We start from the raw sequence: 24,210 nt of genomic DNA, 5'->3' as shown, positions 1-24,210 counted from the left end.
CATGCCAACACTTCTCCAGTTCCCCTTCACCGGCAACTGGTTGGCGCGCAATTCCCCGGCACGCAAGGTCCCCTCCCATGGCACTTGGCTCGGCGGGAGTGGCTACGCCATCGACTTCATTGGGCTCGACTCGCGCGACAGGCTCGCACCTTGGGGTTTCGCCTCCACCTTCTTCACCGAACCTAACGAGAAATTTCCCGGCTTCGGCCGTGAGATTGTGGCGCCCTGCGACGGAGTTATCGAGCAGGTGTATTCAAAGGCACACGATCACGTGGCCCGGCGCTCGCAATTCCACCTGGTCGGCTACATGCTCAGCCAAAAGAGGCGTTTCCGCGAGGGCGGTGTCCGGGCGATCACAGGCAACATGGTCATGATCAAGACGCTTCACGACGAGTACGTTTCCCTTATGCACCTGCAGCACGACTCCGTCGCGGTTGCAGTTGGACAACACGTCGCCGTTGGAGACGTGCTAGGAAAATGCGGGAACACAGGAAACTCCACACAGCCCCACGTGCATATTCAGGTTACGGACTCTCCCGATCTGTTGCACGCGAATGCGGTGGAGATGGCTTTCTATTCCGCAGATCGGCTCGTGCCGTGGATGCCAGGCGAGAACGAGAAATTCTTCGCTGGCACTACTCGGCTGGGCTGATCTCGCTCTCGGTGACCCACTTGTGGTTCTTCATGGTCATGCCGTCGGCGGTGTAATCAACCATGTACACGGTTTCCTGCGTGGACGAATCGATGGTTGCCTTTGCACCCATCATGCCGGCCATGTGATCGGCGTCGAGGGTGACCTCGGTGCCATCCGCCAGCGGAGCCTGACCGGGATCGACGAGCTCCTCGTGGACCACCCATTTGTGATCGGTGATGGGAGCGCCACCGTCGGTAGGCGTGTAGCTCACTGAGTAGGTAGTGGTGTCGAATGCCCCGACGATGGTGGCCGGTGCGCCGTCCATACCCGCCATGTGATCGGTGTGCAGGACTACTTGAGTGCCAACTGGGTACGTCGGACTGGTGGCTTCTGCGATGCCCTCGGGAGCAGGACCACCGTCGGCTGGGTGCTCCATGTCTTCCATACCTTCCATACCGTGGCCGCTGTGGGCGTCTTCGGCGGCACTCGTGCTCGTGGTGGTGCTCGACGGTGCCTCGGAGCTGGCATCGGTGCTTTGCGACGAGTTGCCACACGCACTCAACACGAGAGATGCAGAAAGTGCGACGGCGATGGCTGAACTAGTGCGTTTCATCAGAATCCTTCTTATCTATCGGACATGATGGCAATCAGAATATAAGATCACCTATCCTGAAATCATATACCCCATATGGGTATGTCGGCAAAGAAGGTTGTCGGAGAAACCGGGGGAGGGGTAATCGTCGTCAAGCGAAATGTCTCTAGGCTCGCTTATATATTAGGGGAATATTATCGGTTTTGGGGCGGAAATCAGGAGCTTTAAAAATGTCGAAGATTTTTGGAGATTGGCGAAAGCCAGAAGATTCACTGCGTGAGACATTGAAGGCGTACCCGGATCCGCTCCAAGCGGGTCAGGATTGGGCTTCGAGGGTCCTCGCCGGACGTGGGATCGATGCACGCAAGAATTCGTAAGATGCCATTCGCGAGCTTCGTCGAGAGAACTCGGATCTGAGCTTGCGGCAGGCGGCGTATCTGGTGAAAAACATGCTGTAAGACCAAAACCCCCAGACCCTCCACTGAAGTGCAGTGGAGAATCCGGGGGAGCGGTAATCGTCGTAAAGCGAAGAGCCCTTAGACCGAAGTTGGATCGTCGAGCTTGAAGCGCTTCGCTGCCTCGTCTGCGACGGAGATATCGATCTTGCCCTCCTCGGCTAGGCCGATCAGCGCGGCAACAACCATCGACTCAGCGTCGATGTTGAAGAAGCGACGAGCGGACTCGCGGGTATCGGAGAAACCGAAGCCGTCAGCGCCGAGCACCATGTAGCGACCGGGGACGTACGGGCGGATCTGCTCGTGCAGATCAGAGGTGAAGTCCGAGGTTGCAATGTATGGGCCCGAGGTCTGCTTCAACTGCTTGGTAGCAAAAGGCTCCTCAGGTGTCGACGAAGGATTGCGCAGCTTCTCTACGTTCTTCGCCGCGCCATCGCGCGCCAGCTCAACCCAGGAGGTCACGGAGTAGACCGCAGCGCCCACGTTGAACTCATCCTGAAGGATCTGCTGCGCCTTGAGAGCGAACTGCATACCCACACCGGAAGCGAGCAGGGAAACGGTGTTCTCCTTGTCCGCGCCCTTGTCGAAGAGGTAGATGCCCTTGTGCAGACCTTCCTCATCCAGGTTCTCCGGAGGAGCAGGCTGGTGAGTCGGCTGGTTGTACACGGTGAGGTAGTACATGACGTTTTCACCGCGGCCAGGGCCGTACATGCGATCCACGCCCTCGCGGATGAGGTATGGGATCTCGTACGCAAACGCAGGGTCGTACTGGATAACAGCCGGGTTGGTGGACGCCAGGACAGGGGAGTGGCCGTCCATGTGCTGCAGACCCTCGCCGAAGAGCGTGGTACGACCTGCGGTAGCGCCAATGACGAAACCGCGTGCCATCTGGTCGCCCGCAGCCCAGAACACGTCGCCCGTGCGCTGGAAACCGAACATGGAGTAGAAGATGTACATCGGGATCATTGGCTCGCCGTGGGTGGCATAAGAGGTAGCCGCCGCGATAAACGATGCGGTAGAACCATCCTCGTTAATGCCCTCGTGCAGGATCTGGCCATCGGTTGCCTCGCGGTACGACAGCATCAAGTCGTGGTCCACTGGCACGTAGTTCTGGCCGTGTGGGTTGTAAATCTTCAGAGTTGGGAACCACGAGTCCAGGCCGAAAGTACGGGCCTCATCCGGGATGATTGGCACAACGCGCTTGCCAATCTCCTTGTCGCGCATCAGCGACTTGAAGGTACGCACCAGGGCCATGGTGGTGGCCACTTCCTGCTTGCCGGAATCCTTGAGCAGAGCCTTAAACGAGCTCATCTCAGGGACCTCGAGCGGGGTGTAGCTTTCGCGGCGCTCAGGCAGGTAACCGCCGAGCTCTTGGCGACGCTCCTGCAGGTACTTGATCTCGTCCGCGTCCTTGCCCGGGTGGTAGTACGGTGGCAGGTAGGGATCCTTCTCCAGCTCCTCGTCCGAGATAGGAATCTGCTGCTTGTCGCGGAACAACTTGAGATCGTCCAAGGTGAGCTTCTTCATCTGGTGGGTCGCATTGCGGCCCTCGAAGTTGTGGCCCAGACCGTAACCCTTGACGGTGAGTGCGAGGATGACGGTTGGCTTGCCCTTGGTCTTCAGTGCACGATCGTAAGCAGCGTATACCTTGCGGTAGTCATGGCCACCGCGACGCAGAGCCCAGATTTCCTCGTCGGACATGTCCTCGACGAGTTTGAGCGTGCGCTCGTCGCGGCCGAAGAAGTGCTCGCGCACGTAGGCGCCATCGTTTGCCTTGAAGGTCTGGTAGTCACCGTCGAGCGTGGTGTTCATGATGTTCACCAGCGCGCCGTCTTCGTCCTTGGCCAGCAGGTCGTCCCACTCGCGAGCCCAGACAACCTTGATTACTTCCCAACCGGCACCGGTGAAGAAGGACTCCAGTTCCTGAATGATCTGGCCGTTGCCGCGGACAGGGCCGTCGAGGCGCTGCAGGTTACAGTTTACTACAAAGGTCAGGTTGTCCAGGTCGTACAGGGACGCCATTTGAATCAGGCCGCGAGATTCCGGCTCGTCCATTTCGCCGTCGCCGAGGAATGCCCAGACGTGCTGCTGGTCGGTTTCTTTAATGCCACGGTCCTGCAAGTATTTGTTAAAGCGCGCCTGGTAGATCGCACTCATTGGGCCAATACCCATGGACACGGTTGGGAACTCCCAGAACTCAGGCATGTCGTGTGGGTGCGGGTAAGAAGGAAGGCCACCCTGCGGGCGGGAGACCTGCTGGCGGAAGCCATCGAGATCGTCCTCGTCGAGGCGACCCTCAAGGTACGCGCGGGCATACATGCCGGGGGAGGCGTGGCCCTGGAAGAAGACCTGGTCGCCGCCCTGTGGGGCATCCTTGCCCTTGAAGAAGTGGTTGAAGCCGACTTCGTAGAGAGGGGCTGCGCCGGCGTAGGTGGAGATGTGGCCACCCACCTCAATGCCTGGGCGCTGCGCGCGGTGCACCATGATGGCCGCGTTCCAGCGCATCCAGCGACGGTAGCGCTTCTCGATTTCCTCATCGCCAGGGAACTCAGGCTCGATGGTGGTTGGAATGGTGTTCACGAAATCCGTTGAAGTCAGTGAAGGCAGTGGTACGCGCTTTGCCGATGCGCGCTCAAGCAGGCGCAGCATCAGGTAACGAGCACGCTCAGGCGACGACTCATCCAGCAGTCCATCGAGTGAATCCATCCACTCGCGGGTCTCTTCCGGATCAGCGTCGTGCATATACGAAGCAACGCCGTCGCGGATCAGCGGAAAGTTAGAGTCAGCGTCCTGGGACTTCGAATCAGCCATGAACAGACCTCCATAATTCAGTAGTAAGAAAATGCTTTTCCACAAGAATACGTCCTTTTGCCCATTTGCGTAACTCTTCGCACATTTGTGACGTACCTTTGCAATTGTTCACGCCGAGAGCAATTTTCGGCCCCTAAATTGGGTGTGCCGGGGTGGCTCGCGTGGAATTGTTTGGTGCGCAGGCAGGGTAACCAAAAGTTGGCAAATGGAGAAAACCCATGCCTCGAGTTGTATCCTTTGAGATGTTAATGAAACTTTTCTCAAGGAGGACTACTTCAGTGGGCGCCCCGGGTGTCAAAGATTACGGCAAATTGCTCGGAATTGAGGGCGATATGATCGTCCAGGAGATCGGCTGGGACGAAGACGCCGACTCTGAAGTTTCCGAGTCCATCGAAGAGATCATCGGAGAAGCACTTCTCGACGAAGACACGGACGAACTCTGCGATGTAGTTCTCTTGTGGTACCGCTCAGAAGACGACGATCTTGTGGATGCCCTGGTAGACGCGAGTCGCAACCTGGGCGACGAAGGTCGCATCTGGCTACTGACTCCTGCCGCCAATAAGGGCAACGGAGTCAACCCCGGGGAGATCTCTGAGTCCGCACAGCTTGCAGGCCTCGTGCAGACTAAGGCCGAAAAGATCGGCGACTGGCAGGGTTCTTGCTTGGTTCCTGGAGGGCGCTAAACACCGTCTGTGCAGGCGTTTTGATATTCCTGCACGCACAGTGTTAAAGTTTATCCCAGCGCGCCGATAGCTCAGCTGGAAGAGCAACTGGTTTACACCCAGTAGGTCGGGGGTTCGATCCCCTCTTGGCGCACAAGGTCAGAGCCACTTTCCGAGAAGTCGGGGAGTGGCTTTCACTCTTTCCACGACAATTCCACGACACCCGTGAGAAGTTCATCCATGCGCCCAGCGGCACTATCCAAATCAGCATCGAATAGATCAGCGTAAGTATCCAATGTCATCGCCGCCGAAGCATGCCCCAACATCTTCTGCACAATCTTCACATTCGCTCCCGTGGACACCATGAGCCCTGCCGCGACATGGCGTAAACCATGAGGAGTGAGACTAGGGAAATCATTGTCCTTCGCTTGGCATCGCTTCACCGCATGAGCAAAGACCGACGTGTGGCCTAATGGTCTGAGTGGACCACCGTTTCCCGCTGTCCATAAAAGATCATCCTTACCTTTGCCACGGGTCCGCTTCTCCAACAAGCCAGCCACCCACTTCGTAATCGCAACCGTTCGACGTTCACCAGTCTTAGGTTCACCCCACACAGGTCCATCCTTGGTGATGCGCACTGTACGCTCTACCCTGACTCGCCTGCGTAAGAAATCCACGTCACCCACTTTCAGCGCTGTGGCCTCACCGTAGCGAAGCCCAGCAGTGCCCAAGAGCGCCACCAGGTCGCCTTTATCGCCACATTCGGTGACAAGCATGGAAAGTTGATCAGCAGTCAGATATGCCTTCACAGGCGCACCCTTGGCAGGAAGCTTCACACCCCTGGCTGGATTGGATGCAATCATCCGGTCATCCACAGCAAGGTCAAGAATCTGTGCGAGAACCATGTGGCAGTTCCGCACCGTCGTTGGTGATGCAGGTTCTTCGGTGGGTTCAGGGTTGGTACCGGATGTGAACTTCTTAATCCCGCCGAGCCACACTTGAACCTCAGACTTACGAATTGATTTGATCTGCCTGTGTCCCCACTCTGGTTCTACGTGCATCCGCCAAGTTGACTCATTGATGCTCTTGGTCGCTGGTTTGAGATGCGCCCATGACTTCTTCCATGTGGCAGCGAGGTCACCTACGGTTACTTTGCCGAGCGCTGGGTCTATCCATGAACCATCGCGCGTGGCTGTGGCGTTGGAATCTGCCCAGGCTTGTGCTTCGTCTTTCGTTTTGAAGCCTTGCTTGGTGCGATTCTTGCCATCTGGCGAGCGGTATTGAACGCGCCAGGCATACCCATTTTTCGCGCGTGCCGCCTTGTACTTTTTGATGGAAGCCATGATAGAATGGCCTATACCTTTCAGGTTGGATGAAGGCCCTCACTGCACTTTCACGGGACAGTGAGGGCCTTTCTTATGCTCGAAGTGCGAACTTCTTATCAAGATATGCCTGATATTCCTGCTTGGACATATTCTTCTTGATCTGCTGATCACGGGTAATGCCCCGGGTGCGACGGCGTACCGCATCTTCGAGCTTGTCGAATGGTTTTAATGCCACGGCTGCATGGTGCACACCGTCCTTCTGCCATGCCATAGTCCTAACCTGTACATTGATCGGCTTATCGGCAATGTCGTTATGCTCTTCAACTGCTTTGAAGAAAGAGCCTAGGCCAAAAATATCCCCTGTCAGTTCACCGAGTTCACCGAAGTCATTCTCAACAATGATTCGTTCTTCGTAGTTGTCGTGGCGGATGGTGCCTTCGCCGACCACTACACGGAATCCTGGTTCATTCTCCGATTCATTCTGAGGGACGTTCAAGAGCTCAGTGTTGAAAGTGTAAAGGCTTGTGAGGTCGAATTTTTGGTGAAAGCTCTTAACCCATTCTTGGTAGCTCATGTTTACTGTTTTTCCTTTCCATATTGAGCCAGGTTTTAAGGATGTGGACTGTTACTTCCAGTTCGATTGCTGTTGCGCCGAGGTGGTTATTGTTCCAGACCATTGCACTTTGTACATCGTCGTGGTCGAGCAAAAGGTTAGCGGCGAACTCGTCTGCTTTTCGTTCTTGCCTTGCGTGAAAGTGCCCGTTTATGGCTGGTTCGTCTTGGTAGTAGGCGTGGCCCAACTCGTGCGCTAGCGTGCTTTTATACTGCTGGATGCTCATGTTGCGCCTGGTCGAGATTGTGCGAGTGGCGTGAATATATTTCCCCTTTACCCCGCCAGTGTGTCTCGTGAGATTCACTCCGATGACTCTGGCGTAGGCGTGGAGGTTAGGACATGTGATCAGGGTCAGACCAATCTCCCCCTTCCTCTTGCGCCCGCAACGCATCCTCGTCTGGGGATTCGTCTGCGACGTGCGGTACATCCTCTGGATCATTGGGAACCGCTTTTAAGTCGGAGTTTGGGATGGTTTTGGATCGACGGGCTTCAAGTTCATCAACTGGTGTTGTTAAATTGTCGGTTTCCAATCCATGCTTCATGCGGCGTAAAACCTCGTCGGCTAGGGCTTCTTCACTGACTGCTTGCAGTGCCGCAATTGGGTCAGTTGCTGTAGCCCATTTAGCTTCCAGGTAACCAGTGTCGATCAATGCGGTTACTGGATTGTGCCCGTAACCTTCTGCGATCTTGATGATGTTTTCAGCGGTGATGTGTTCCCGCTTCGCCTGATCGTGGATGGTGCGGAAGCTGATCCCGGTGACCTTATCGATCTCCCTTGGCGATGCTTCACCGGAGGCTTTCTGGAGCCATTCGCTGTGTCTCATAATTGAAACGCTACATCATCCTACGCAAGTGTGCAATATATGTTCACTATTTAACCTGCGGAAATGAAATGTCTACGCAAAAGAGTTGCGCCCAGTGTTCAATGTGTGCATAATAGGTTCATGCCGAACAAAGTATGTTCGGGCAGGGCAGAAAACACACGGAGGTATCAAATGCAATTCCGCCTAAAGGAGGGAGTGCTTGATAAAGCTAAGCAATTAACTGGCTGCACGTCTGACGAGCAACTAGGGCAGCGTCACCTCAATAAATCGGGCTCGACATTACGAAACTGGCGCAGTGGAAAAACAGCGCCAGACATTGCATCGCTAATGATGCTGCGCCGACTTTCGGGCATCTCCATTGAAGAGATGATGTACGAGACCTACGAAAAGGTGGCCTAGGCATGAGTAATGCAGTTCGTTATCAGGTGATGCCCCCGTTGGCTTCGGATGAATATCAAGAGCTTTACGAGGATATTAAAGCGAACGGGGTTCTCGAACCAATCCATGTCGATGAGGATGGTGTGGTCATTGATGGGCATCACCGCTCAAAGATCGCTAGCGAGTTGGGCATCCCATGCCCCATGATTACGCATGATGATTTGGACGAAGGCGAAAAGGTAAACCTTGCTTTCGTGCTCAATCTCAAGCGCAGGCACCTTAGCCGCGAGCAGCGTCAAGAACTTGTTGTTGAGTACGCAAAGCGCCGTCCATTGGCTTCCGATTCGGAGATTGCCAAGGCCACTGGGGCTAGCGACAAGACGGTGAAGCAGATCAAAGCAGACTCGGGGCTTCCATCTCGCAAAGAAGTAATAGCGGATGAAATCGCTAAGTTCCCTGAATCTACTTCCAGTCGTGAGATCGCGCGGGAACTCGGGGTAAGTCAGACCACGGTATCCGATATGCGCTCTGTCCAAAATTCGGAAATTCCGAATTTTGGACAGACGGAAGATTTCAATACAGAACCGTCTACCCCTCGCGCTACGGCGCTGCCACAAGCAGACCTGGACGAACCCAACCAACCAGAACCAGCGGAACCGGTAGAGCCAGAGAAGCCCGTGGAATCGGATAAACCTCGCGCGGAACCAATCACAAAGCAGTTCACATCGGCAATCGTTGACCTTAACCGCGTCATGGCGAAATTCGACCGCATCCAAAACGACCCCAACTTTCCCCGAAATAAAGAAAAGGTCGCAGCGTTGCACCGCCACGACCTCAACCGCTCAATCAGCGAACTACAAGCACTCGCTGACCAACTCAACTAAGGAGAATCCTTAAATGTTCATCTCTAAGACTATCAAATCCGACCTCGTAACGGTAACCCCGGAAATGGCGCGGAAATTACTCGAACAAAACACCCGCAACCGCAACGTTTCCAAAGCAAACTATTCCAAAGTGCTCGAAGCAATGTCCGCAGGGGAGTGGGAACTCAACGGCGAAGCAATCAAAATCGCTCGCGACGGCACTCTGCTCGACGGGCAGCACCGCTGCCTAGTCAGTGCAGAAAACAACATCCCCTTCCAAACGCTAGTTGTCTACGGCCTGCCAGTCGAGACCCAGGACACCATGGACACCGGAAAGTCACGTGGCCCCTCAGACGTACTGGCAATCAATTGGTACAAGCAAACTGCAGACCTGGCATCCATCACTACCGGGATTATCCGAGCCGAACGATGGGGATTACGCGCGGCAACGTACCAGGGCGCAACGGCTTACTCGGTTACAGCTAAGCAAGTCCTTGCACGCGTGGAAGAGGAGCCTTCATTAGTTGACCTAGTTGGGAAATCGAGGGCTCTGCGAAAAGCTGGCCTGACCGCGAAAATCGCAGGAATTTTGTACTACGAATTTTCAAAAATTGATCAACTGGACGCAGATGCATTTTTCGAAAAACTTGAATCCGGCGAGGGGCTACAGCGAAATGACCCAATCCTGACCCTTCGAGAGTCATTGATCCGGTTGAAAACTTCGGTTAAGGGAACTGCGGGAAGTGGATATATCGCAGCACTAGTCATCAAGGCTTGGAATAAATACCGGGCTGGGGAAAGTGTATCGCTTCTTAGGTACACACCTGGTGGAGCTAACCCAGAGAAGTTCCCGGAGCCAATCTAACTCATTATAGCCCGATGGTGTAGCGGCGGTTCGATTCCGCTGCCGGGCACTGGCACCAAGTGTGCCTATTTATTCCGTCAGTGTGACGGAATTGCGTTGTGTGAAAACTCGATAGTGGACTGATACATCCGGCGTGGGAGCAATGCATTTGTTTGCATCTATTGGCCGGAACTAATTTAATACTTGGTCCCGCCTTGGTTGGGCGCAGCTCCATTGGGATGGTTTTCCTGACAGTTAGCCAAATTTGCGCGTGTGGTTCGATTCCGCACCGGGGCACGAGGTATCTGATTACTTACCCCTACCGAATATCAATGTTCGATGGTTCCTGACAAAACCCAGGGGACGTTGGAACCTCACCCTGTTGCGGGGGTGGGAGGGAAAGGATGCCTAGGTGTGGGTGCCGCATACTTACCTGCATCCGTGGTGACAAACAATGCAGGGCGTTGGAACCAGGGGCCGTGAGGATTCCCTGAGGCAAGGGCACCCTCACTCATTAAACGTAATTTGACCCCCATCTTCTGGGACTCAGTAAAGAAATAGAAGGTGGGGGCTTTTGCGCATACCTAAAAACGCATATCAGCCAGCATATCAAAGGAGGCGAATATGCATGACGATCTGACCGACCTGGCCGAAGCGGTGGGCGTGCTCGAACCAGAGCAGCGCGAGCATCCGCTGGCCATCATCTCTAAAGCATTCGTATTCGTGGTGGCCTCGTGGATTCTGCTTTGTGCAGTGTTCCTGATGGCCCCGATGACACCAGGAAGTTACCCGTACGCATGACACCACCTGTAGATCCGTGGCTGTCCCCTGAGCAGGCAGCACAAGAAGTTCAAGTCAACAAGGAAACAATCTACCGCGCATGCCGCGGCAAGTCGCTACGGGCATCAAAGGTGGGCAGGTTCTGGAAGATTAAGCGCTCCCACCTGGATGCCTGGCTAGAAACTGGCGCAGCAGCATGACAGCGAAAGTTGATGAACCTCGCACCTACGTTACTGGGGTGATCGACTTCGGGGATGGCATCTACTACCGAATCAACCGTTCGCCAGCACTGGTAACGCGCCACCCATCGGGGAAGTACACCCTGCTGGTGGACGAGAAAAACATTTATCCGATAGGAGGAAAGAAATGAAAGCATGGCTTACCACGAAGGAAGTCTGCCAAGAACTATGCATTAAACCTAATACGTTTACGCAGTACATGAAACGTGGCCTATTCGATGGGATCGATTACGCAATCAATTCCCGGGGGCACCGGTCCTATCTGTGGCGTTCCATCGACCTGGGCGAGATCGCGCGCCGACTACGCGAAAACATTCGAGTCAACCGTGACGAGATCGTGGCCGACTTCCTCACCTTCCAACCAATGGACACCGACGCTTGGGCCATCGACCGTGTAGCGGACGGTAACCGCATCACAAGAGAAACGGTTGTAAACGCATTGCGTGACCGTGGCATCCCTTATGACATCCCCACAAGGGAGGAGGTGCTTAATGGCACCGCAGCATAACGGCATGACTTCATTCCAGCGCGAGAACGCCCGCGACTCACTAGCCCTCATGATCCGTACATGGATCGACAAATACGGCGAGAACTACGGCGAACTTACCGACCCGCTTATGGGAGTCCTCGACACCATCGACCAAGAAAGGCAGGCAGACTATGCCGCAAATCAACCCTAGAAACTACCGCCCGCGCCGGGCACTCAACCCAACCGCAGTCAAGGCCATCATGACCGCAGTAACCATCATGGGAGGACTCACCACCGCCTTGCTCGTTGGAATGGCCTACTCGGCGGTGATCATGTGAAAGCGCGCATCCACAAGATCAACTGGGACAGCGAAGGCTGGAACTCCCACTACACAAATCCCGACGCTCTCCGTCCTGCACGACGAATCATTGAAATGGAAGTCCTAGCCGACGTAGCCGAGCTGCAAGGAATCGACCCTACAAAGCCCATCACCATCACCCAGGAGGTCGAAGAAGATGAATCCTAAGATTTCCGCATCCTCTCTACGTATCGGCGATAAGTACGAGTCCCCGCAGCGTAAGAGAGTCTTGACCGTTCGTGAAATCCAACCCTACGGCGAGAAGATTCAAATTGCCCATGAGGAAATCCGTGGCACGACAAAGCTCTACCCATATGACGAGGTGACACTTCATGACTAATCGTGTGCTCGATAAATCAGAGCTCGCGGCACCTGGTTCGCCTGAGTGGGCGCGCATCGTGACCGCCTCGAAGATACCAACCATCCTGGGTGTGAATCCGTTCGAGACTGAATACGAGTTGTGGATGATCATGTCAGGAATGGTGCAGCCTGAGCAGTTGGAAGGGGACCACCTGGAATGGGGCCACCTGGCCGAGGAATCCCTGGTGCGTTGGTGGCTGCATAAAAACCCAGGGTGGAAGGCAGGCAAAGACGAGGTTGCCTATACGGATACTGATCTCCCGTTCCCCAACCAGGCAACGCTTGACAGGCGCGCGGTTAGGGGGAGTAAGCGGCATATCATCGAGTGCAAAACCAGTGATTCGCGGTTGACCTGGGAGAACGGGTTACCCACCCACTACTACGTGCAAGCCATCGCCCAGATGGGCATCAGCGGTATCCACACCGCATCTGTGGTGGCGCAGCTCCATTCCACGGTCCCGCAAATCTACGAGGTCGAGTGGGACCCAGACTTGTGGAACACGATTGTGGAGCATGTAGCGAAGTTCGTGGAAACACTCGGCGAGGCCGAACCACCTGAGCCACCAAAGGAACTCCTGCACTACTGGGTAGATCAACCATCATTCGATGATGACGTGGAGCTCTCAGCGCTAGAAGGAGCCTCGCCAACTACTTATCGCATTGTGATGGGCGAGTACGAGGGTGCGAAGCAGCGCCTGGACGAGGAAAAGAAACGACTACAAGACCTCGCAGGTGGCCGAAGAGTGACCGTGGACGGGAAAGTATTCATGTCCATGAACAGCGGCAGGTTTGCCCAAAAGAACCTCCCGAAATCCTACCGGCACCTACTCGAACACCCCGACGTACAAACCCCCAAGTTCGATGCCAAGAAATTCAAAGAGAAATACCCAGACGTTTACGAAGCAGGCATCAGCGAACCGACCTACACCTTCAAAAACATCTGGAAATAAGGAGAAAACATGAGTAAGACACCTGAGATTGAGGTTCACGGGTTTGATTCTGCGCAGCAAGGACTGACCGACTTCCTGCAAGCGTGCATCGCCTGGTGGGACCACAACTACAAGGAGGCAGGTGTTGTTCCCCCAGACCTCGTGCTGATTGGTGTGTCAGGGGAGAACGCGAACATCAAAGCCAACACTTCATTCACGACCGGATACCTCGCGCGAATCGGTGAGTCACTGACCTACCGCGCACACGAGCATGAAAGGAACGTCACCAATGAGCAATAAATCAGAAGCCACCTGGCACCCGCTGAAAACACCTCAAGAAATATTGGACTGGGCGGAAAGCGAGAAAGAAAAACAAGGTTGGCACATGGATGATGCCGGTGCCCGTGAGGACTGGAAGCGCGGCTACTTCCACGCAGGCCAGGGCGATGCGCTTGAGCGATTAATCAAGTTCGCCACAGGGGAGCCGGTGGAACCAACCCGTGATTGCCGCGTGAACGACTTCATTACGGGAGAAGAAGATGGCTAACCACGAGTACAAGGCGCAGTTCTTTATCAAAGACTGGGAGGACATGGAGGACCCCACTCATGACTGCGTGATCTTCCACGACAATTACCAGGGCGCATACGACCAAATCAGCGACGAGGCCAACTGGGACGGCGACAAGTGGGTAGAGGGCATCCCCGATGGCTACCGAATCGTGCGCCGCACGGTAGGGGAATGGGAAGAAGCGTGACAATCCCGCTGTTCCCGGTTCATGACCCAGCGCTGGTGTGTGGGAAGTGCGGCACCTGGTCCCCGAACGGCTACGTGCACCACCTCAACCACGACACCATCTTCCCAGGCGATGAACTGTGTGGTTCACAGCGACTACGCCTGCGCCACATCACCTACGGGGTGAAGAACAGCCTGCCGGATGTTCCCGAGCGCATCGACCGCGCACGAGACCTACACATCCCAGACCACCTAATCCAACAAGCATCCTGCCCCACCGAACCGGTGGGGCATTACTCATAAGGAGACCAAACCATGACCAAAATTCAACAGACAAATAACCCCCAGGTTGAACAATCACGGTTCACACCCGATCAGCTCACCACGATTGAGCAAATGGGCTACAAACACATCCCAGAAAACCACTTGCGCGTTTTCTTTGCCCGAGCTCAATCAATGGGCCTCAACCCGAACAATCCGAGCCAGATCGCACTGATCGAACGAGGTGGCAAGAACGGTGCAACATACACCTTGCAGGTGGGCATCGCTGGACTCAGGAACGGTGCTCGCCGAATATCCGACGCAAAGGGAAGCACCTACTCGGAAAGTGACTGGAAATACCAAGGACTAGACAACCAGGGAAAGCCGACTGGGTGGACTGACTACTGGCCTAAATCCTGGGGACAACCAGAAGCCGCAAGGGTGACTGTCACCCGCGACGGGCAAGAGTTTTCCCACGTTGTCTACTGGGATGAATCAGTGCAAACATTCGGAAAGAGCGGTGACCCAACACCAATGTGGGCAGGAAAACCGTTATTCATGCTGGGTAAGAACGCAGCAGCAGGTGCATTCCGTAAGGCATTCCCGGACGAGATGTCCGATGTGTATCTGGATTCAGAGCGCTTTGATTCAGATGAACCCGTCAAGATGACAGCAAAGCGTACTGATCATAATGAGCGCGCGAATGCGGAGGTTAAGGCAGCAATCGCAAAGCAGAAGCAGGCGCAGCAAGAGGTGAAGGTAGATCCGTTGGATGGGTTTTTGGAGCGCATCGTCAATGGGCGTGACCGTGACGAGATTGGTCTAATCCTCATGGAGGTTGCCCAGCAGTACGAACCAGACCAGACGATCCCAGCGGCAGGTGAGGGCACACCTGAGATGGAGCGCGCCCGCGATGCAGCCAACTCCCGCATGAACGAACTGAAAGAGCAGGAGGCGTAAATGGCAGACACCATCACCCTGTACAACGTCAAAGTTGGGCGCGACGGGGTACAACTCAAAATGTCTGCATCCGGGAAAGACTACGCACAGTTCGTGGCCCTATGGTCCAGCTCGCGCAAAGACAGGGCAGGACAACGAGAATACGGGCCCACCAAGTACGTGACCGTGAACGTGTTCGGATTCGAGGCGCAAGACCTGGCCGCAAGCGTCACCGCCAATGACTACCTAGACATCACCGGGACGATTGAGCACTTCACCTGGCAGTCAGATAACGGGCCTCGTGACTCGTGGACAATCTTTGCGGACAGAGTGACTAGGCCGCTACCGCGAGCACAGCAACACCAGCAGCAACCAAACAACAACGCATGGGGCACCGCACCATCCACAGGTGGATTCGGGGCACAAGAAGATGTCCCATTCTGACCCTGGGTGCTGGGTGTGCCAGCACGATCCCAGGCAGTGTAACTGCCCCGAACACAACGACCTAAGCGCAAAAGTCTAGGTCGTTTTTTCTATGTGGCACTGGCCGCGAGGCGCACTGCCACACCATACGAAAAGGAACAACACCATGAAAAAACTCTTAGGCCGACTGCTCGGATACGAACAAGAAATCCACAAACTCAACCAGATTCACCAACTAGATCACCACCTACTCGAAATCATGAAAAGCGTCACCTCCGAACAGATAGACACCGCAAACGCGGTGTCAAAAATCCTGAAAGAAGCCCATGCCGAACTGAACTTCCATAGCCACAACGGGGTGAAGTCACCACAGTCGAAGGTTAAGCAAGCTGTGGACCTTCTCGGAGGTTGGGGGCCAATCTTCAAATGAGTAACGCCAACGATATTGCCCTCGCTGCTCAGGTAGCCATCGGTGGTCCAGACCGCTGGGGCGACCGTTGCCCCGCCTGGATCGAGTCAAAGAATCGCATGTGCGGGAGATTGCGCGCCCAGGGCTACTTGTGCAAGCTTCACAACACCGTGGCGACTCGCAGGCTAGAGCGGGCCACCGCAACAACCAAAGCTAAGCGGGAAGCAATCAAGCAGAAGCGTCAGGAACGGTACAACCGCCACATTGATAAATGGCGGGAACAGCTCAAAAGAGTCGATGCAGAACTTGAACGGCGCACCGGATCACCCAGCAATGATCGTGCCGCTTACGGGGGAAACGTTCACCCCTCGATTCGCAGAAAGCAGGAAGCCCAGTTCTCGGATTCCAACGTGAAACGAGTGGGAGAACTACTCGAACTGAAGCGGGGACTAGAACGTGAAATCGGGTGGGGAGAGCCAGAGCAGGCCGAACAGCAAGCATGACCAAACAACAACTAGACGTGGCCCACCAAGCGATGCGCAACTACCTGGGGGACAACGGAATCACCCACGTCACCACAGAGACAGTGGACGCGCTCATACAACTACTCAGAAACCTAGAACTGGAAGGAGGTAAAGAAGATGCCAAGGATCAGGTCGATTAAGCCTGAGTTTTGGGATTCACCATCTACCGCAAGAGCAGAATTAGCATCCAGGCTGACCTATATCGCGTTGTGGAATTGGGCCGATGATAGCGGGCATGGAACCGCAAATTTGAAGGAATTAGAAGCCTTTTGCTTCCCGAATGATGACGTTTCAAAGCTCCCAAAAATGGGCAGTGGCGGACCTTCCGGCGACAGTCGCGGAAATTCCGCGCATACCGCCGGAACTTTCCGGAACTTTGCGGAAGTGTTGCGGAACACTGCGGAAGCCTACGGAATCACCTTCTACGAGGTTCACGGACGTTATTACTACGCCCTCGACAATTTTCGCTCACACCAGTCGAAAGACTTCCGCGAAACGTCTAAGTATCCCAAGGAAGATCAGGGGAAAATAGTTACCCTGACCATTGATAACGGGTTTGTTCCAATTATGGACAACCAACCAGTCGCGGAAATTCCGCGCATGGGTGCGGAAACTCCGGCACAGGTCGCGGAAATTCCTCTACTGGAACAGGGGAATAGGGGAACAGAGGAACAGGGGAGGGGGGAGACGTATCCAGTAGTCGTACAGGAGGAAGAAACCTCTAAACAACGCAACGACCCCACCCCTGAATCCTCCAACGATTCCGGCCCTGGCGCTGACGCGCGGGCCCAACCCGAATGGGTGCGAGGAACCCCCGACGATCCCCGCTGCCCAGACCACGACGGACTCAAACCCGAAGCAGTACCCAACTGCCGCCGATGCGCACGAGCACGCGAATGGTTCCACGACAACGCACAAGCAGACCAGGCCGCGAAAGCCACCGCACGAAAACAAGCCATCGCCAACTGCAACCAATGCGACGAACGAGGCATGCGAACCACCAAAGACAACCACGGCAACACCATCGCCACCCGCTGCAACCACCAAGAGAACTACTTCTAATGATCACCAACTACTACCGCGCTGCCTGGGTGAACCACGGCACCACCTGGTATCGCGCGCCAACGACCAACCGAGCACATGCAGAAGCGACCGCCAGAAACAACCACGGCAGCGTCGAACACACCAACAGCTACCCACTCAGCGAATGGGAATCAGTAAACGATCCATAACCACGGCAACACGCCGACCAGAATCGCCACAGACCGAAGTTCACCCCAAAAACAACCAAACACCCACAACCAACAACCCAACCGCCCAAAACGGCACAGAAAGGAACCCCATGGACAACGAAGCAGGCATCTACGAAATCACAGGAACCATCCGCATCCCCATCACCACAACCGCCTGGCTCAACAACCCCAACAACCAACAAGAAATCAACCAAGCCATCAACGACGCAGGCGAACCAGCCGACGACTTCCACCTCGAATCCCTCGACTACCTCCCCGCCGACACAAAACTAGCCATCCAAGAGCACATCACAGAAAAACAACTCGACTACCAACTAGACGAGGCAATGGGCCTATGAACCGCGAACTCGAACTACTAGGAGCCATCCACACCATCGAGCAATACATCTGCGACCGCATCGCCCAAGGCGACACCAACACCGACGACCTCATAACCCTCGTAGATGCACGCACAAAATGGACAACCCAACTCAACGAACTACAGGAAACAACCAATGCCACGCAGCAGATCAAGCGCTAAAAAAGCAGGGGCCACCTTCGAGCGACAAATAGCCGACTACCTCCGCGACGAACTCAACCAGCCCATCGACCGACTAGTGAAAACCGGGGCGAAAGACCGCGGAGACATTGGGCCACTAAGGGACTCCAAGAACCGCCTGATTGCCGTCGAGTGCAAAAACACCTCGAAGATGGCACTCCCACAATGGGTACGCGAAGCCCAGGCCGAAGCCGACAACTACGGCGCTCACCTCGGAATCATCATCCACAAGCGCCACGGCAGCGCAGACCCAGCCCAACAATGGGTCACCCTCACACTCCAAGACCTCGTAAAACTACTCCGATAAGGCAACCACAATGAACAACGACGTAGAACAACTCTTCCGTATCCGCTACGCAAGGACGTTCCGCAAAGACGAAGATGCCTTCACAGCACCAATTGACGAACTGGCAGAACGAGCAAAGAAACACTTCTCCGAGATGGAACAGCTACACCAACAAATACAAAAACTCAATGAGATGACTCGCTCAACAACAGGTAGACCATTAAACTAAACAGGCAAAGAGAAATCCCCTCCGATGCCACATGAAAACACCGAAGGGGAAACAAGAAGCAGACCGAGAACTGCCAGCACACACTATACACCCCACACCACGGAGAACAATGTGCCACGCTGCGCCAGACTCGGATGCCCCAACCCACAATCCCACCCAGACCAATTAGGGCTAGGATTCTGCGACACCCACAACCACCAATTCAAAAACGGCACCCTCGGACAAGGCCACAACCCCCGCTCCAAAGAAACCCCCATCACCATCGCCCGCGAACTAATCGACAAAACACGACACCCAGGCGAAAAAGACCGAGCCCTAGCCCGCCGACTAGGCATCCCAAAAGACACCATCCACCACGTCATGAAAGAAACCTGGCCAGTACTCAGATCCGCAACATGGGAAGCCCTCGCCGAAGCATGCGCAGACCAACTGTATTTGGACGAACAGCGCCGACCCAAGCAACTGTCGCTATTCGACATACCAGCAGCCTAAGAGGGAGAAGATGCGATTATGGCTGATTTAAACCCAGGCGACGGCAACGCATGGAGGTTGAAAGAGTACTGGACTCGTGGACCAGGACTAGCCCGATGGGCCAACAACGCACACCCCTGGACAACACTCGTTGCCCTCCTAACAAAGCACGTAGGCCCGGCGCGAGCAAAAGGACTCGCCTCCAACTACTTCAAAGCAGTATTCGGAATATGGCCAGGCGAAAGGAAGGGAACCAACCCAGTGGGGCCAGGATAATGGCGGAACCAACCAAAAGAGAACATAAGCGCCGCTGGTGGAACCGAGTAGCCCGCGAACGCAAACGACTAGAACGGGACCCTTCTCTCGCAGTCTGTTGGCTTTGCGGTGGCGACATCGAGATGGAATTGCCATACACACACCCGCGTGCCTTCACCCTTGATCACGTCGTACCACTCGCAGCAGGTGGCGACATGTACGGAGAAACCAGGCCAGCGCACCGAGAATGCAACAGCTCACGAGGCGACGGGCGCAGGAAGAAAGATCAGAAACCCACACTCCTAGAGTGGTAAAACTAAGAACAGGAGACCCCCTTACTGAAAAGGTAAGGGGCATTTTTCATGCCAAAAACCATCAACCACGGAACGCGCCAAGGATATGACAAACACATCCGAGAAAAAACCCCAACTTGCCAGCCGTGCAAGGATGCGCAAGCGGCGTACATGCGCGAGAAGAGGAAGAACAACCCCGAGCAAAACAAGAAGCAACGCGAGCGCGAGCGCACCAGGAACAACGAGCGTTACCAGGAATACAAAGCAAACCCGGAACAACACGAACGCCTAAAACGTAATTGGCAGAAGAAGAACCGCACGAGGGAAGTGAAACCAGAATGGGAAGAACGCAACCGCCAACGAGAAGAAGAGCGCAAACGAGAGCATAAAGCATGGCTGAAAACACCCGAAGGCCAAGCATGGCGCAAGCAACGGGACCAGGAGAACAAAACCCGGCGCGAACAACAACTAGCCACCCGCAGAAAAGAAAGGGAGGCGTGGCTACAAACACCAGAGGGAATTGCCCATGAACAGGCCCACCTCGAAAGAGAGCGATCCCGATGGCGTAAGAAAGCCATGCTTCGTTACGAACGTTCTAAGGTTCTTGGATCGCCTGAATACGGACGTGCGCTGTACCAGCGCGCCAAGCGGCGCATCGTTGAACGTGGTCAACGGTCTGCCGGTCGTGCTGCTACTGGATGGGAGTTAAAGCAACGACTGATCTACTTCAAGCATTCGTGTTGGATATGTAGTTGCCATGTCGATGAAGGTTCGTTGACTTGGGATCATGTGAAGCCAATCAGTCGAGGAGGAAGTTTGCTTGCTTCCAATCTTCGACCAGCTTGTGCTGAATGCAATTCATTCAAGCGTGATGTTTGGCCACTAACAAAAGAGTTTCTCGAAGAAATAAGAAAACATAAAAACAATTTGATTGAAGAAGAGAAGGTGAGCTAGGTAGCCTGCGCAATCCTATTAGTTGGCATGGCCAATGATTGCGTAGCCCCCAGGGGTGGCGGGGGACTCGGTCGACCGATTCTCCGGGGGACCTCCCGGTATAGCCACGTTCACGCACGACCGGATTTCCGCTAAGCGGTTTACCAACCGGGAAATGTTTTACAGTCGCCTGTAATCACTCGTTTTGCTGCGAAAATAGGCCATGTCGCGCATTGGTTTACATGTGGGTGGTTGGTGTGATGATGCCCTTCATGGCAATGAAGAAGCTTCCTCGTGATCGTCAGAAGTGCGGCACTATGTCTGGTTATCGTCAGCATGTGCGCCATGGTGAGCGTGCTTGTGAGGCTTGTAACGATGCGAATCGTGAGTACATGCGCGAGTATCGGGAGCGTAAGGCTTCGGGGGAAAAGACTCGTGTGTCTCGGGGGGAGCGGGCGAAGGCTGACGAGGCGCGTGGTGCTCGTGTTGAGGCGAAGCAGGAGGAGTACAAGGGGGATTCTGCTTATCCTGCGTATTTGCGTTCTCGTGGGAAGCGGTTGTGGGATGAATTGACTTCGCAGTTTGAGCTGACTCCTCAGTTGCGGGAGTTGGTGACTGAGGCTTGTCGTTTAGCTGATCGTTTAGAGCGGATGGCTGCTGCGTTGTCTGCGAACTCGACGTTGTGGTTTGAGCTTGGGGAGCCTGAGGAGTCCAAGGATGGTGATGTTCAGGTCCAGGTCGTGGTGAACAACATGTTGTCGGAGGCTAGGCAGACTCAGGCTGCGTTGGCAACGTTGTTGAACAAGATTGGTGTGATTGAGAAGGCTACGGCGCGTTCTGGTGGGGAGTCTGTGATGGATCAGTTGGCTCGTAAGCGTGAGGAGCGTTTGGAGGCTGCGCGTAAGCAGGCTGGTGAAGCCTAGTGGCGGTTCAGGTTGATAACCGGTACCAGGTGCCGGATTCGCAGTTTGAGGTCCAATCGGAGTTTGTGGGTGAGCAGGTTCCACCCATCATGCATGTTCCTGAGTGGGAGTGGACCGCTGGTGATGATGTCATCGACTTGGCGGAAGCAATTGGGGAGAACCCGATTCCGTGGCAGAAGCTTGTTACTCGTAATGCTTGCTCCGAGAATCCGTTGACGGGGAAGTGGAATAACTTTCAGGTTGGCCTGGTGGTTCCTCGCCAGAATGGTAAGAACTTCATTACTCGGATTGTCGAGTTGGCGCATCTGTTTGTGTTTGGCACCGAGAAGATTGTGCATACTGCGCACTTGTTTAAGACGGCGCACAACGAGTACTTGGAATTGAAGAAGATCATTGAGCGGGTGCCTGAGTTGATGGATCAGGTGCGTTCGATGCCTGATTCTAAGGAAACGGCAATCATTTTGAAGGATGGGCGCAGGATTGATTTCTTGGCTCGTGCTAATGCTTCTGGTCGTGGTTTGCAGGGTGATTTGGTGATCTTGGACGAGGCTTTTGCTTTGTCTGAGACGCTTGTGGCGGATCTTCTTCCTGTGTTGTCTGCGCGACCGAATGCGCAGGTTTGGTATACCTCTTCGACTGGTTTTGATTACTCGACGGTGTTGAAGAATGTGCGGGACCAGGCGATGCAGGGTGATAAGAAGCATTTGGCTTATTTCGAGTGGTCTGCTGATTTGAAGCAGGTGTCGTGGGATTCGGTGGAGGCTGTTCAGGCTTCTAATCCGTCGTTGGGCTATACGCAGTCGTGGGATTGGATCAATGAAGTTGAGCTTGGGGTGATGCCTGAGGAGGCTTATCAGCGTGAGCGTTTGGGTGTGTGGGCTGATAATTCTTCGGATGCTGCGATTGGGGTTGATCGTTGGGCTCGTGGTTTGGCTACGCCTGAGGCTTTGGTGGGGGCGAAGGTTGTGAAGCGTTCGTTGGCGTTGGAGGTGACTCCTGATCGTGATATGGCGTTTTTGGCTGGTGTGGCTTTGTTGAAGGATGGCAGGGTTGTTGGTGACATTGTTGCGGCGCGCGATGGTGTTGCGTGGATTCAGGATGAGGCTAAGCGTGTGGCGAAGAAGCATAAGCCTGTGGCTGGGATTGTTGTGGATGCGTTTTCTGGTGCAGCGTCGGTGGCGATGCAATTGGCGAATGCTGGGATCGAGGTGTCGTTGGCTTCTACGAAGGATTTGACGAGGGCGACTGAGGAGTTGTTCGACCGGTTGGTGTTTGAGGATGAAGGTGTGTCTGACCCTCAGTTTTTGCATTCGTCGCATCCGTTGCTTGATGATGCTGCGCATACTGCTCGCCGTCGTTTGGTGGGGACGTCGCAGTCTGCGTGGACGTGGAAGCAGTTTGGGGAGGTTCGTGTGGAGCCTTTGCGGGCGATGACTTTGGCGTTGGCTGGGTTGTCGATGGAACCGGTTGGGAAGCAGAAGAAGAGGAAGGGGCGTGTCGCATAGCGATTCTGTCTTTAACCGTTTAGTCCCGTTCCACGTTGCGTGACAATTACCAGCATGAATCCAAGCGAAATTAAAGAACTATTTGACCGGTTAAAGGCAAAACTAGACCGCCAGGGCCGTGACTGTGATGCGGTGGATTCGTGGACCAAGCCCGAACTTGATGTTGGTTTCCAGTTGCCGCGTAAGGCGACTATGGAGCACAGGCAGTTGGCTAAATTATCCCGTACCCCGTGGCTGAAACTCGTCGTGGACAACGTTGTGCAAGCGATGTACGTCGATTCGATTACCGGTAGCGATGGCCCATCTAAGGATGCGTGGCGGTTGTGGATGCGGAACGGTTTGCAGTCGCGCCAGGTGGCTAATCACCGTTCGATGGTGTCGTATGGGCATTCGTATGGTGTGGTGTCTGCTGCGGATCGTGGTGAGACTCGCCTGCGTTTCCTTTCACCGCGGCGTATGGCTGTGGAGTTCGCGGACCTTGAGGACCCGTACCCTTCTGCTGCGCTGGAGGTGGTTAAGACTCAGGGGAAGAAGCAGTATTTCATTCTGCGTGTGCCAGGCTTGGAGTACCGACTATCAAAGGTGGAACAGGATGGCGATACGGAGATGGAAGGCTTGGCTGTAGGTGAGCCTTTCCAGACTGGCCTGGCTTATGTTCCCGTGGTTCAGTTCGCCAATCAGCGTGACCTGGATGGCAACGTTTCCGGTGAGGTGCTTCCGTTGATTCCTGCGGCGAAGCGGATCAACAAGACCTCGTATGACCGACTGCTGGCCCAGCACTACAACTCGTGGAAGGTCAAAACTGTAACGGGACTCGATATGCCTGAGGAACTTGACGAGGATGGTGATCCTACCGGCGAGTTGGACCGTGAGGCTACGGAACGGTTGAAGATGAAGCTGGGCCAGGATGACATTCTGGTGGGTGAATCGCCGGATACTAAGTTTGGGACTCTCGATGCGACTGCGCTAGATCCGTTTGTTAATTCTTGGCGTTCGGATATTGAGGGGTTGCGTCCAATAGTGTGGTGTACAGCTACCGCCTGGTGAACCCCCCCTGCCGACCAGCAAGGAGACCACCGCGGTACCTTTCGACTCAGCT

Annotated in this window: 40 protein-coding genes and 1 tRNA gene; 35 read left to right on the top strand and 6 right to left on the bottom strand. The window is 54.8% G+C overall.

What is annotated here, in order from left to right; genetic code table 11:
- Position 1: 1 nt before the first annotated feature.
- Positions 2-652 carry a M23 family metallopeptidase gene (locus A37O_RS0105610; RefSeq protein WP_018296518.1) on the top strand — a complete coding sequence of 217 codons (651 nt, stop codon included), beginning with the start codon at positions 2-4 and terminating at the stop codon, positions 650-652.
- Here A37O_RS0105610 and A37O_RS0105605 read toward each other — a convergent pair.
- Positions 636-1,247 (bottom strand): YdhK family protein, encoded by a 612-nt coding sequence (locus A37O_RS0105605; protein ID WP_018296517.1) that lies wholly within the window; start codon positions 1,245-1,247, stop codon positions 636-638. The two genes, A37O_RS0105610 and A37O_RS0105605, sit on opposite strands and share 17 nt — an antisense overlap.
- Before the next feature lie 209 nt (positions 1,248-1,456).
- Here A37O_RS0105605 and A37O_RS16440 point away from each other — a divergent pair, with 209 nt between their 5' ends.
- Positions 1,457-1,603 (top strand): hypothetical protein, encoded by a 147-nt coding sequence (locus A37O_RS16440; RefSeq protein WP_018296516.1) that lies wholly within the window; start codon positions 1,457-1,459, stop codon positions 1,601-1,603.
- Between the two features lie 159 nt (positions 1,604-1,762).
- On the opposite strand, the gene aceE is transcribed toward A37O_RS16440, so the two are convergent.
- Entirely contained in the window at positions 1,763-4,492 is a 2,730-nt protein-coding gene (aceE, locus tag A37O_RS0105595; RefSeq protein ID WP_018296515.1) for a pyruvate dehydrogenase (acetyl-transferring), homodimeric type, read from the bottom strand.
- A gap of 278 nt (positions 4,493-4,770) precedes the next feature.
- Between aceE and A37O_RS0105590 the strand changes: the two genes are divergently transcribed.
- Both A37O_RS0105590 and A37O_RS0105585 read left to right on the top strand, forming a co-directional pair.
- Positions 4,771-5,175 carry a DUF3052 domain-containing protein gene (locus tag A37O_RS0105590; protein ID WP_018296514.1) on the top strand — a complete coding sequence of 135 codons (405 nt, stop codon included), beginning with the start codon at positions 4,771-4,773 and terminating at the stop codon, positions 5,173-5,175.
- Between the two features lie 60 nt (positions 5,176-5,235).
- Positions 5,236-5,308 (top strand) — tRNA-Val (locus tag A37O_RS0105585).
- Positions 5,309-5,348: 40 nt separating this feature from the next.
- On the opposite strand, the gene A37O_RS0105580 is transcribed toward A37O_RS0105585, so the two are convergent.
- The 4 genes from A37O_RS0105580 to A37O_RS16435 all read right to left on the bottom strand — a co-directional run bounded on the left by A37O_RS0105580 (position 5,349) and on the right by A37O_RS16435 (position 7,916).
- Positions 5,349-6,497: a site-specific integrase gene (locus A37O_RS0105580; RefSeq protein ID WP_018296513.1), complete on the bottom strand. Its 1,149-nt coding sequence runs from the start codon at positions 6,495-6,497 to the stop codon at positions 5,349-5,351.
- 73 nt (positions 6,498-6,570) lie between these two features.
- Positions 6,571-7,053, bottom strand: a complete 483-nt coding sequence (locus A37O_RS0105575) for a hypothetical protein (protein ID WP_018296512.1) — start codon at positions 7,051-7,053, stop codon at positions 6,571-6,573.
- Complete coding sequence (locus tag A37O_RS16885) at positions 7,031-7,483, bottom strand: ImmA/IrrE family metallo-endopeptidase (RefSeq protein ID WP_156802515.1); 453 nt, start codon at positions 7,481-7,483, stop codon at positions 7,031-7,033. The genes A37O_RS0105575 and A37O_RS16885 overlap by 23 nt, the downstream gene beginning before the upstream one ends.
- Positions 7,425-7,916 carry a hypothetical protein gene (locus tag A37O_RS16435; RefSeq protein ID WP_018296510.1) on the bottom strand — a complete coding sequence of 164 codons (492 nt, stop codon included), beginning with the start codon at positions 7,914-7,916 and terminating at the stop codon, positions 7,425-7,427. Before A37O_RS16435 ends, A37O_RS16885 begins: the two co-directional genes overlap by 59 nt.
- Before the next feature lie 195 nt (positions 7,917-8,111).
- Between A37O_RS16435 and A37O_RS14785 the strand changes: the two genes are divergently transcribed.
- The 31 genes from A37O_RS14785 (at position 8,112) to A37O_RS0105410 (ending at position 24,158) form a co-directional block, all read left to right on the top strand.
- The gene (locus A37O_RS14785) at positions 8,112-8,315 is read left to right on the top strand and encodes a helix-turn-helix domain-containing protein (RefSeq protein WP_156802513.1); all 204 of its coding nucleotides are present in this window, start codon (positions 8,112-8,114) and stop codon (positions 8,313-8,315) included.
- A 2-nt stretch (positions 8,316-8,317) separates the two neighbouring features.
- Positions 8,318-9,178, top strand: coding sequence for a ParB N-terminal domain-containing protein (locus tag A37O_RS0105555; protein ID WP_018296508.1), 861 nt, complete (start codon positions 8,318-8,320; stop codon positions 9,176-9,178).
- Positions 9,179-9,191: 13 nt separating this feature from the next.
- A complete protein-coding gene (locus A37O_RS0105550; protein ID WP_018296507.1) occupies positions 9,192-10,022 on the top strand; it encodes a hypothetical protein in 831 nt (276 codons plus the stop codon).
- 603 nt (positions 10,023-10,625) lie between these two features.
- On the top strand, positions 10,626-10,802 hold the full coding sequence (locus tag A37O_RS16430) for a hypothetical protein (RefSeq protein WP_018296506.1): 177 nt from the start codon (positions 10,626-10,628) through the stop codon (positions 10,800-10,802).
- Complete coding sequence (locus A37O_RS0105540; protein ID WP_018296505.1) at positions 10,799-10,981, top strand: helix-turn-helix domain-containing protein; 183 nt, start codon at positions 10,799-10,801, stop codon at positions 10,979-10,981. Before A37O_RS16430 ends, A37O_RS0105540 begins: the two co-directional genes overlap by 4 nt.
- The gene (locus tag A37O_RS16425; RefSeq protein ID WP_018296504.1) at positions 10,978-11,151 is read left to right on the top strand and encodes a hypothetical protein; all 174 of its coding nucleotides are present in this window, start codon (positions 10,978-10,980) and stop codon (positions 11,149-11,151) included. Before A37O_RS0105540 ends, A37O_RS16425 begins: the two co-directional genes overlap by 4 nt.
- Positions 11,148-11,528 (top strand): hypothetical protein, encoded by a 381-nt coding sequence (locus A37O_RS0105530; protein WP_018296503.1) that lies wholly within the window; start codon positions 11,148-11,150, stop codon positions 11,526-11,528. The genes A37O_RS16425 and A37O_RS0105530 overlap by 4 nt, the downstream gene beginning before the upstream one ends.
- Positions 11,512-11,700 (top strand): hypothetical protein, encoded by a 189-nt coding sequence (locus tag A37O_RS0105525; protein ID WP_018296502.1) that lies wholly within the window; start codon positions 11,512-11,514, stop codon positions 11,698-11,700. Before A37O_RS0105530 ends, A37O_RS0105525 begins: the two co-directional genes overlap by 17 nt.
- A complete protein-coding gene (locus tag A37O_RS16420; RefSeq protein ID WP_018296501.1) occupies positions 11,681-11,827 on the top strand; it encodes a hypothetical protein in 147 nt (48 codons plus the stop codon). Before A37O_RS0105525 ends, A37O_RS16420 begins: the two co-directional genes overlap by 20 nt.
- A complete protein-coding gene (locus A37O_RS0105515) occupies positions 11,824-12,015 on the top strand; it encodes a hypothetical protein (protein ID WP_018296500.1) in 192 nt (63 codons plus the stop codon). The genes A37O_RS16420 and A37O_RS0105515 overlap by 4 nt, the downstream gene beginning before the upstream one ends.
- Positions 12,005-12,187 (top strand): hypothetical protein, encoded by a 183-nt coding sequence (locus A37O_RS0105510; protein WP_018296499.1) that lies wholly within the window; start codon positions 12,005-12,007, stop codon positions 12,185-12,187. Before A37O_RS0105515 ends, A37O_RS0105510 begins: the two co-directional genes overlap by 11 nt.
- The gene (locus A37O_RS15820) at positions 12,180-13,157 is read left to right on the top strand and encodes a YqaJ viral recombinase family protein (protein ID WP_018296498.1); all 978 of its coding nucleotides are present in this window, start codon (positions 12,180-12,182) and stop codon (positions 13,155-13,157) included. Before A37O_RS0105510 ends, A37O_RS15820 begins: the two co-directional genes overlap by 8 nt.
- 9 nt (positions 13,158-13,166) lie before the next feature.
- A complete protein-coding gene (locus A37O_RS0105500) occupies positions 13,167-13,436 on the top strand; it encodes a hypothetical protein (RefSeq protein ID WP_018296497.1) in 270 nt (89 codons plus the stop codon).
- Positions 13,426-13,683 carry a hypothetical protein gene (locus tag A37O_RS0105495; protein WP_018296496.1) on the top strand — a complete coding sequence of 86 codons (258 nt, stop codon included), beginning with the start codon at positions 13,426-13,428 and terminating at the stop codon, positions 13,681-13,683. The genes A37O_RS0105500 and A37O_RS0105495 overlap by 11 nt, the downstream gene beginning before the upstream one ends.
- Entirely contained in the window at positions 13,676-13,891 is a 216-nt protein-coding gene (locus A37O_RS0105490) for a hypothetical protein (RefSeq protein ID WP_018296495.1), read from the top strand. Before A37O_RS0105495 ends, A37O_RS0105490 begins: the two co-directional genes overlap by 8 nt.
- Positions 13,888-14,172, top strand: a complete 285-nt coding sequence (locus A37O_RS0105485; RefSeq protein ID WP_018296494.1) for a hypothetical protein — start codon at positions 13,888-13,890, stop codon at positions 14,170-14,172. Before A37O_RS0105490 ends, A37O_RS0105485 begins: the two co-directional genes overlap by 4 nt.
- A 12-nt stretch (positions 14,173-14,184) precedes the next feature.
- The gene (locus tag A37O_RS0105480; protein WP_018296493.1) at positions 14,185-15,090 is read left to right on the top strand and encodes a recombinase RecT; all 906 of its coding nucleotides are present in this window, start codon (positions 14,185-14,187) and stop codon (positions 15,088-15,090) included.
- Positions 15,091-15,513 (top strand): single-stranded DNA-binding protein, encoded by a 423-nt coding sequence (locus A37O_RS14775; protein WP_018296492.1) that lies wholly within the window; start codon positions 15,091-15,093, stop codon positions 15,511-15,513. It begins immediately after the preceding gene.
- 145 nt (positions 15,514-15,658) lie between these two features.
- Positions 15,659-15,922, top strand: coding sequence for a hypothetical protein (locus A37O_RS0105470; RefSeq protein ID WP_018296491.1), 264 nt, complete (start codon positions 15,659-15,661; stop codon positions 15,920-15,922).
- Complete coding sequence (locus tag A37O_RS0105465) at positions 15,919-16,404, top strand: hypothetical protein (protein WP_018296490.1); 486 nt, start codon at positions 15,919-15,921, stop codon at positions 16,402-16,404. The genes A37O_RS0105470 and A37O_RS0105465 overlap by 4 nt, the downstream gene beginning before the upstream one ends.
- On the top strand, positions 16,401-16,565 hold the full coding sequence (locus tag A37O_RS16645) for a hypothetical protein (RefSeq protein ID WP_018296489.1): 165 nt from the start codon (positions 16,401-16,403) through the stop codon (positions 16,563-16,565). Before A37O_RS0105465 ends, A37O_RS16645 begins: the two co-directional genes overlap by 4 nt.
- Positions 16,566-16,674: 109 nt before the next feature.
- Positions 16,675-17,487: a hypothetical protein gene (locus A37O_RS0105455; RefSeq protein WP_018296488.1), complete on the top strand. Its 813-nt coding sequence runs from the start codon at positions 16,675-16,677 to the stop codon at positions 17,485-17,487.
- Positions 17,487-17,657 carry a hypothetical protein gene (locus A37O_RS16415; protein ID WP_018296487.1) on the top strand — a complete coding sequence of 57 codons (171 nt, stop codon included), beginning with the start codon at positions 17,487-17,489 and terminating at the stop codon, positions 17,655-17,657. The genes A37O_RS0105455 and A37O_RS16415 overlap by 1 nt, the downstream gene beginning before the upstream one ends.
- A 110-nt stretch (positions 17,658-17,767) precedes the next feature.
- Positions 17,768-18,016, top strand: coding sequence for a hypothetical protein (locus A37O_RS0105445; protein ID WP_018296486.1), 249 nt, complete (start codon positions 17,768-17,770; stop codon positions 18,014-18,016).
- Positions 18,013-18,198 carry a hypothetical protein gene (locus A37O_RS0105440; protein WP_018296485.1) on the top strand — a complete coding sequence of 62 codons (186 nt, stop codon included), beginning with the start codon at positions 18,013-18,015 and terminating at the stop codon, positions 18,196-18,198. The genes A37O_RS0105445 and A37O_RS0105440 overlap by 4 nt, the downstream gene beginning before the upstream one ends.
- Complete coding sequence (locus A37O_RS0105435; RefSeq protein ID WP_018296484.1) at positions 18,173-18,523, top strand: putative PDDEXK endonuclease; 351 nt, start codon at positions 18,173-18,175, stop codon at positions 18,521-18,523. Before A37O_RS0105440 ends, A37O_RS0105435 begins: the two co-directional genes overlap by 26 nt.
- A gap of 10 nt (positions 18,524-18,533) precedes the next feature.
- Complete coding sequence (locus tag A37O_RS0105430; protein WP_018296483.1) at positions 18,534-18,731, top strand: hypothetical protein; 198 nt, start codon at positions 18,534-18,536, stop codon at positions 18,729-18,731.
- 1,088 nt (positions 18,732-19,819) lie between these two features.
- Entirely contained in the window at positions 19,820-20,704 is an 885-nt protein-coding gene (locus A37O_RS15815) for an HNH endonuclease (RefSeq protein ID WP_018296482.1), read from the top strand.
- 251 nt (positions 20,705-20,955) lie between these two features.
- Positions 20,956-21,606 carry a hypothetical protein gene (locus A37O_RS15810; RefSeq protein ID WP_156802511.1) on the top strand — a complete coding sequence of 217 codons (651 nt, stop codon included), beginning with the start codon at positions 20,956-20,958 and terminating at the stop codon, positions 21,604-21,606.
- Positions 21,606-23,111 (top strand): terminase large subunit domain-containing protein, encoded by a 1,506-nt coding sequence (locus tag A37O_RS0105415; RefSeq protein WP_018296480.1) that lies wholly within the window; start codon positions 21,606-21,608, stop codon positions 23,109-23,111. Before A37O_RS15810 ends, A37O_RS0105415 begins: the two co-directional genes overlap by 1 nt.
- A gap of 54 nt (positions 23,112-23,165) precedes the next feature.
- Positions 23,166-24,158 (top strand): phage portal protein, encoded by a 993-nt coding sequence (locus tag A37O_RS0105410; RefSeq protein ID WP_083912601.1) that lies wholly within the window; start codon positions 23,166-23,168, stop codon positions 24,156-24,158.
- Positions 24,159-24,210 lie beyond the last annotated feature (52 nt).

The organism is Corynebacterium lubricantis DSM 45231 (genome assembly GCF_000379425.1).
GTDB lineage: Bacteria > Actinomycetota > Actinomycetes > Mycobacteriales > Mycobacteriaceae > Corynebacterium > Corynebacterium lubricantis.
Note: the sequence above shows the minus strand (reverse complement) of the source record. Positions and strands in the feature narration are given on the sequence as shown.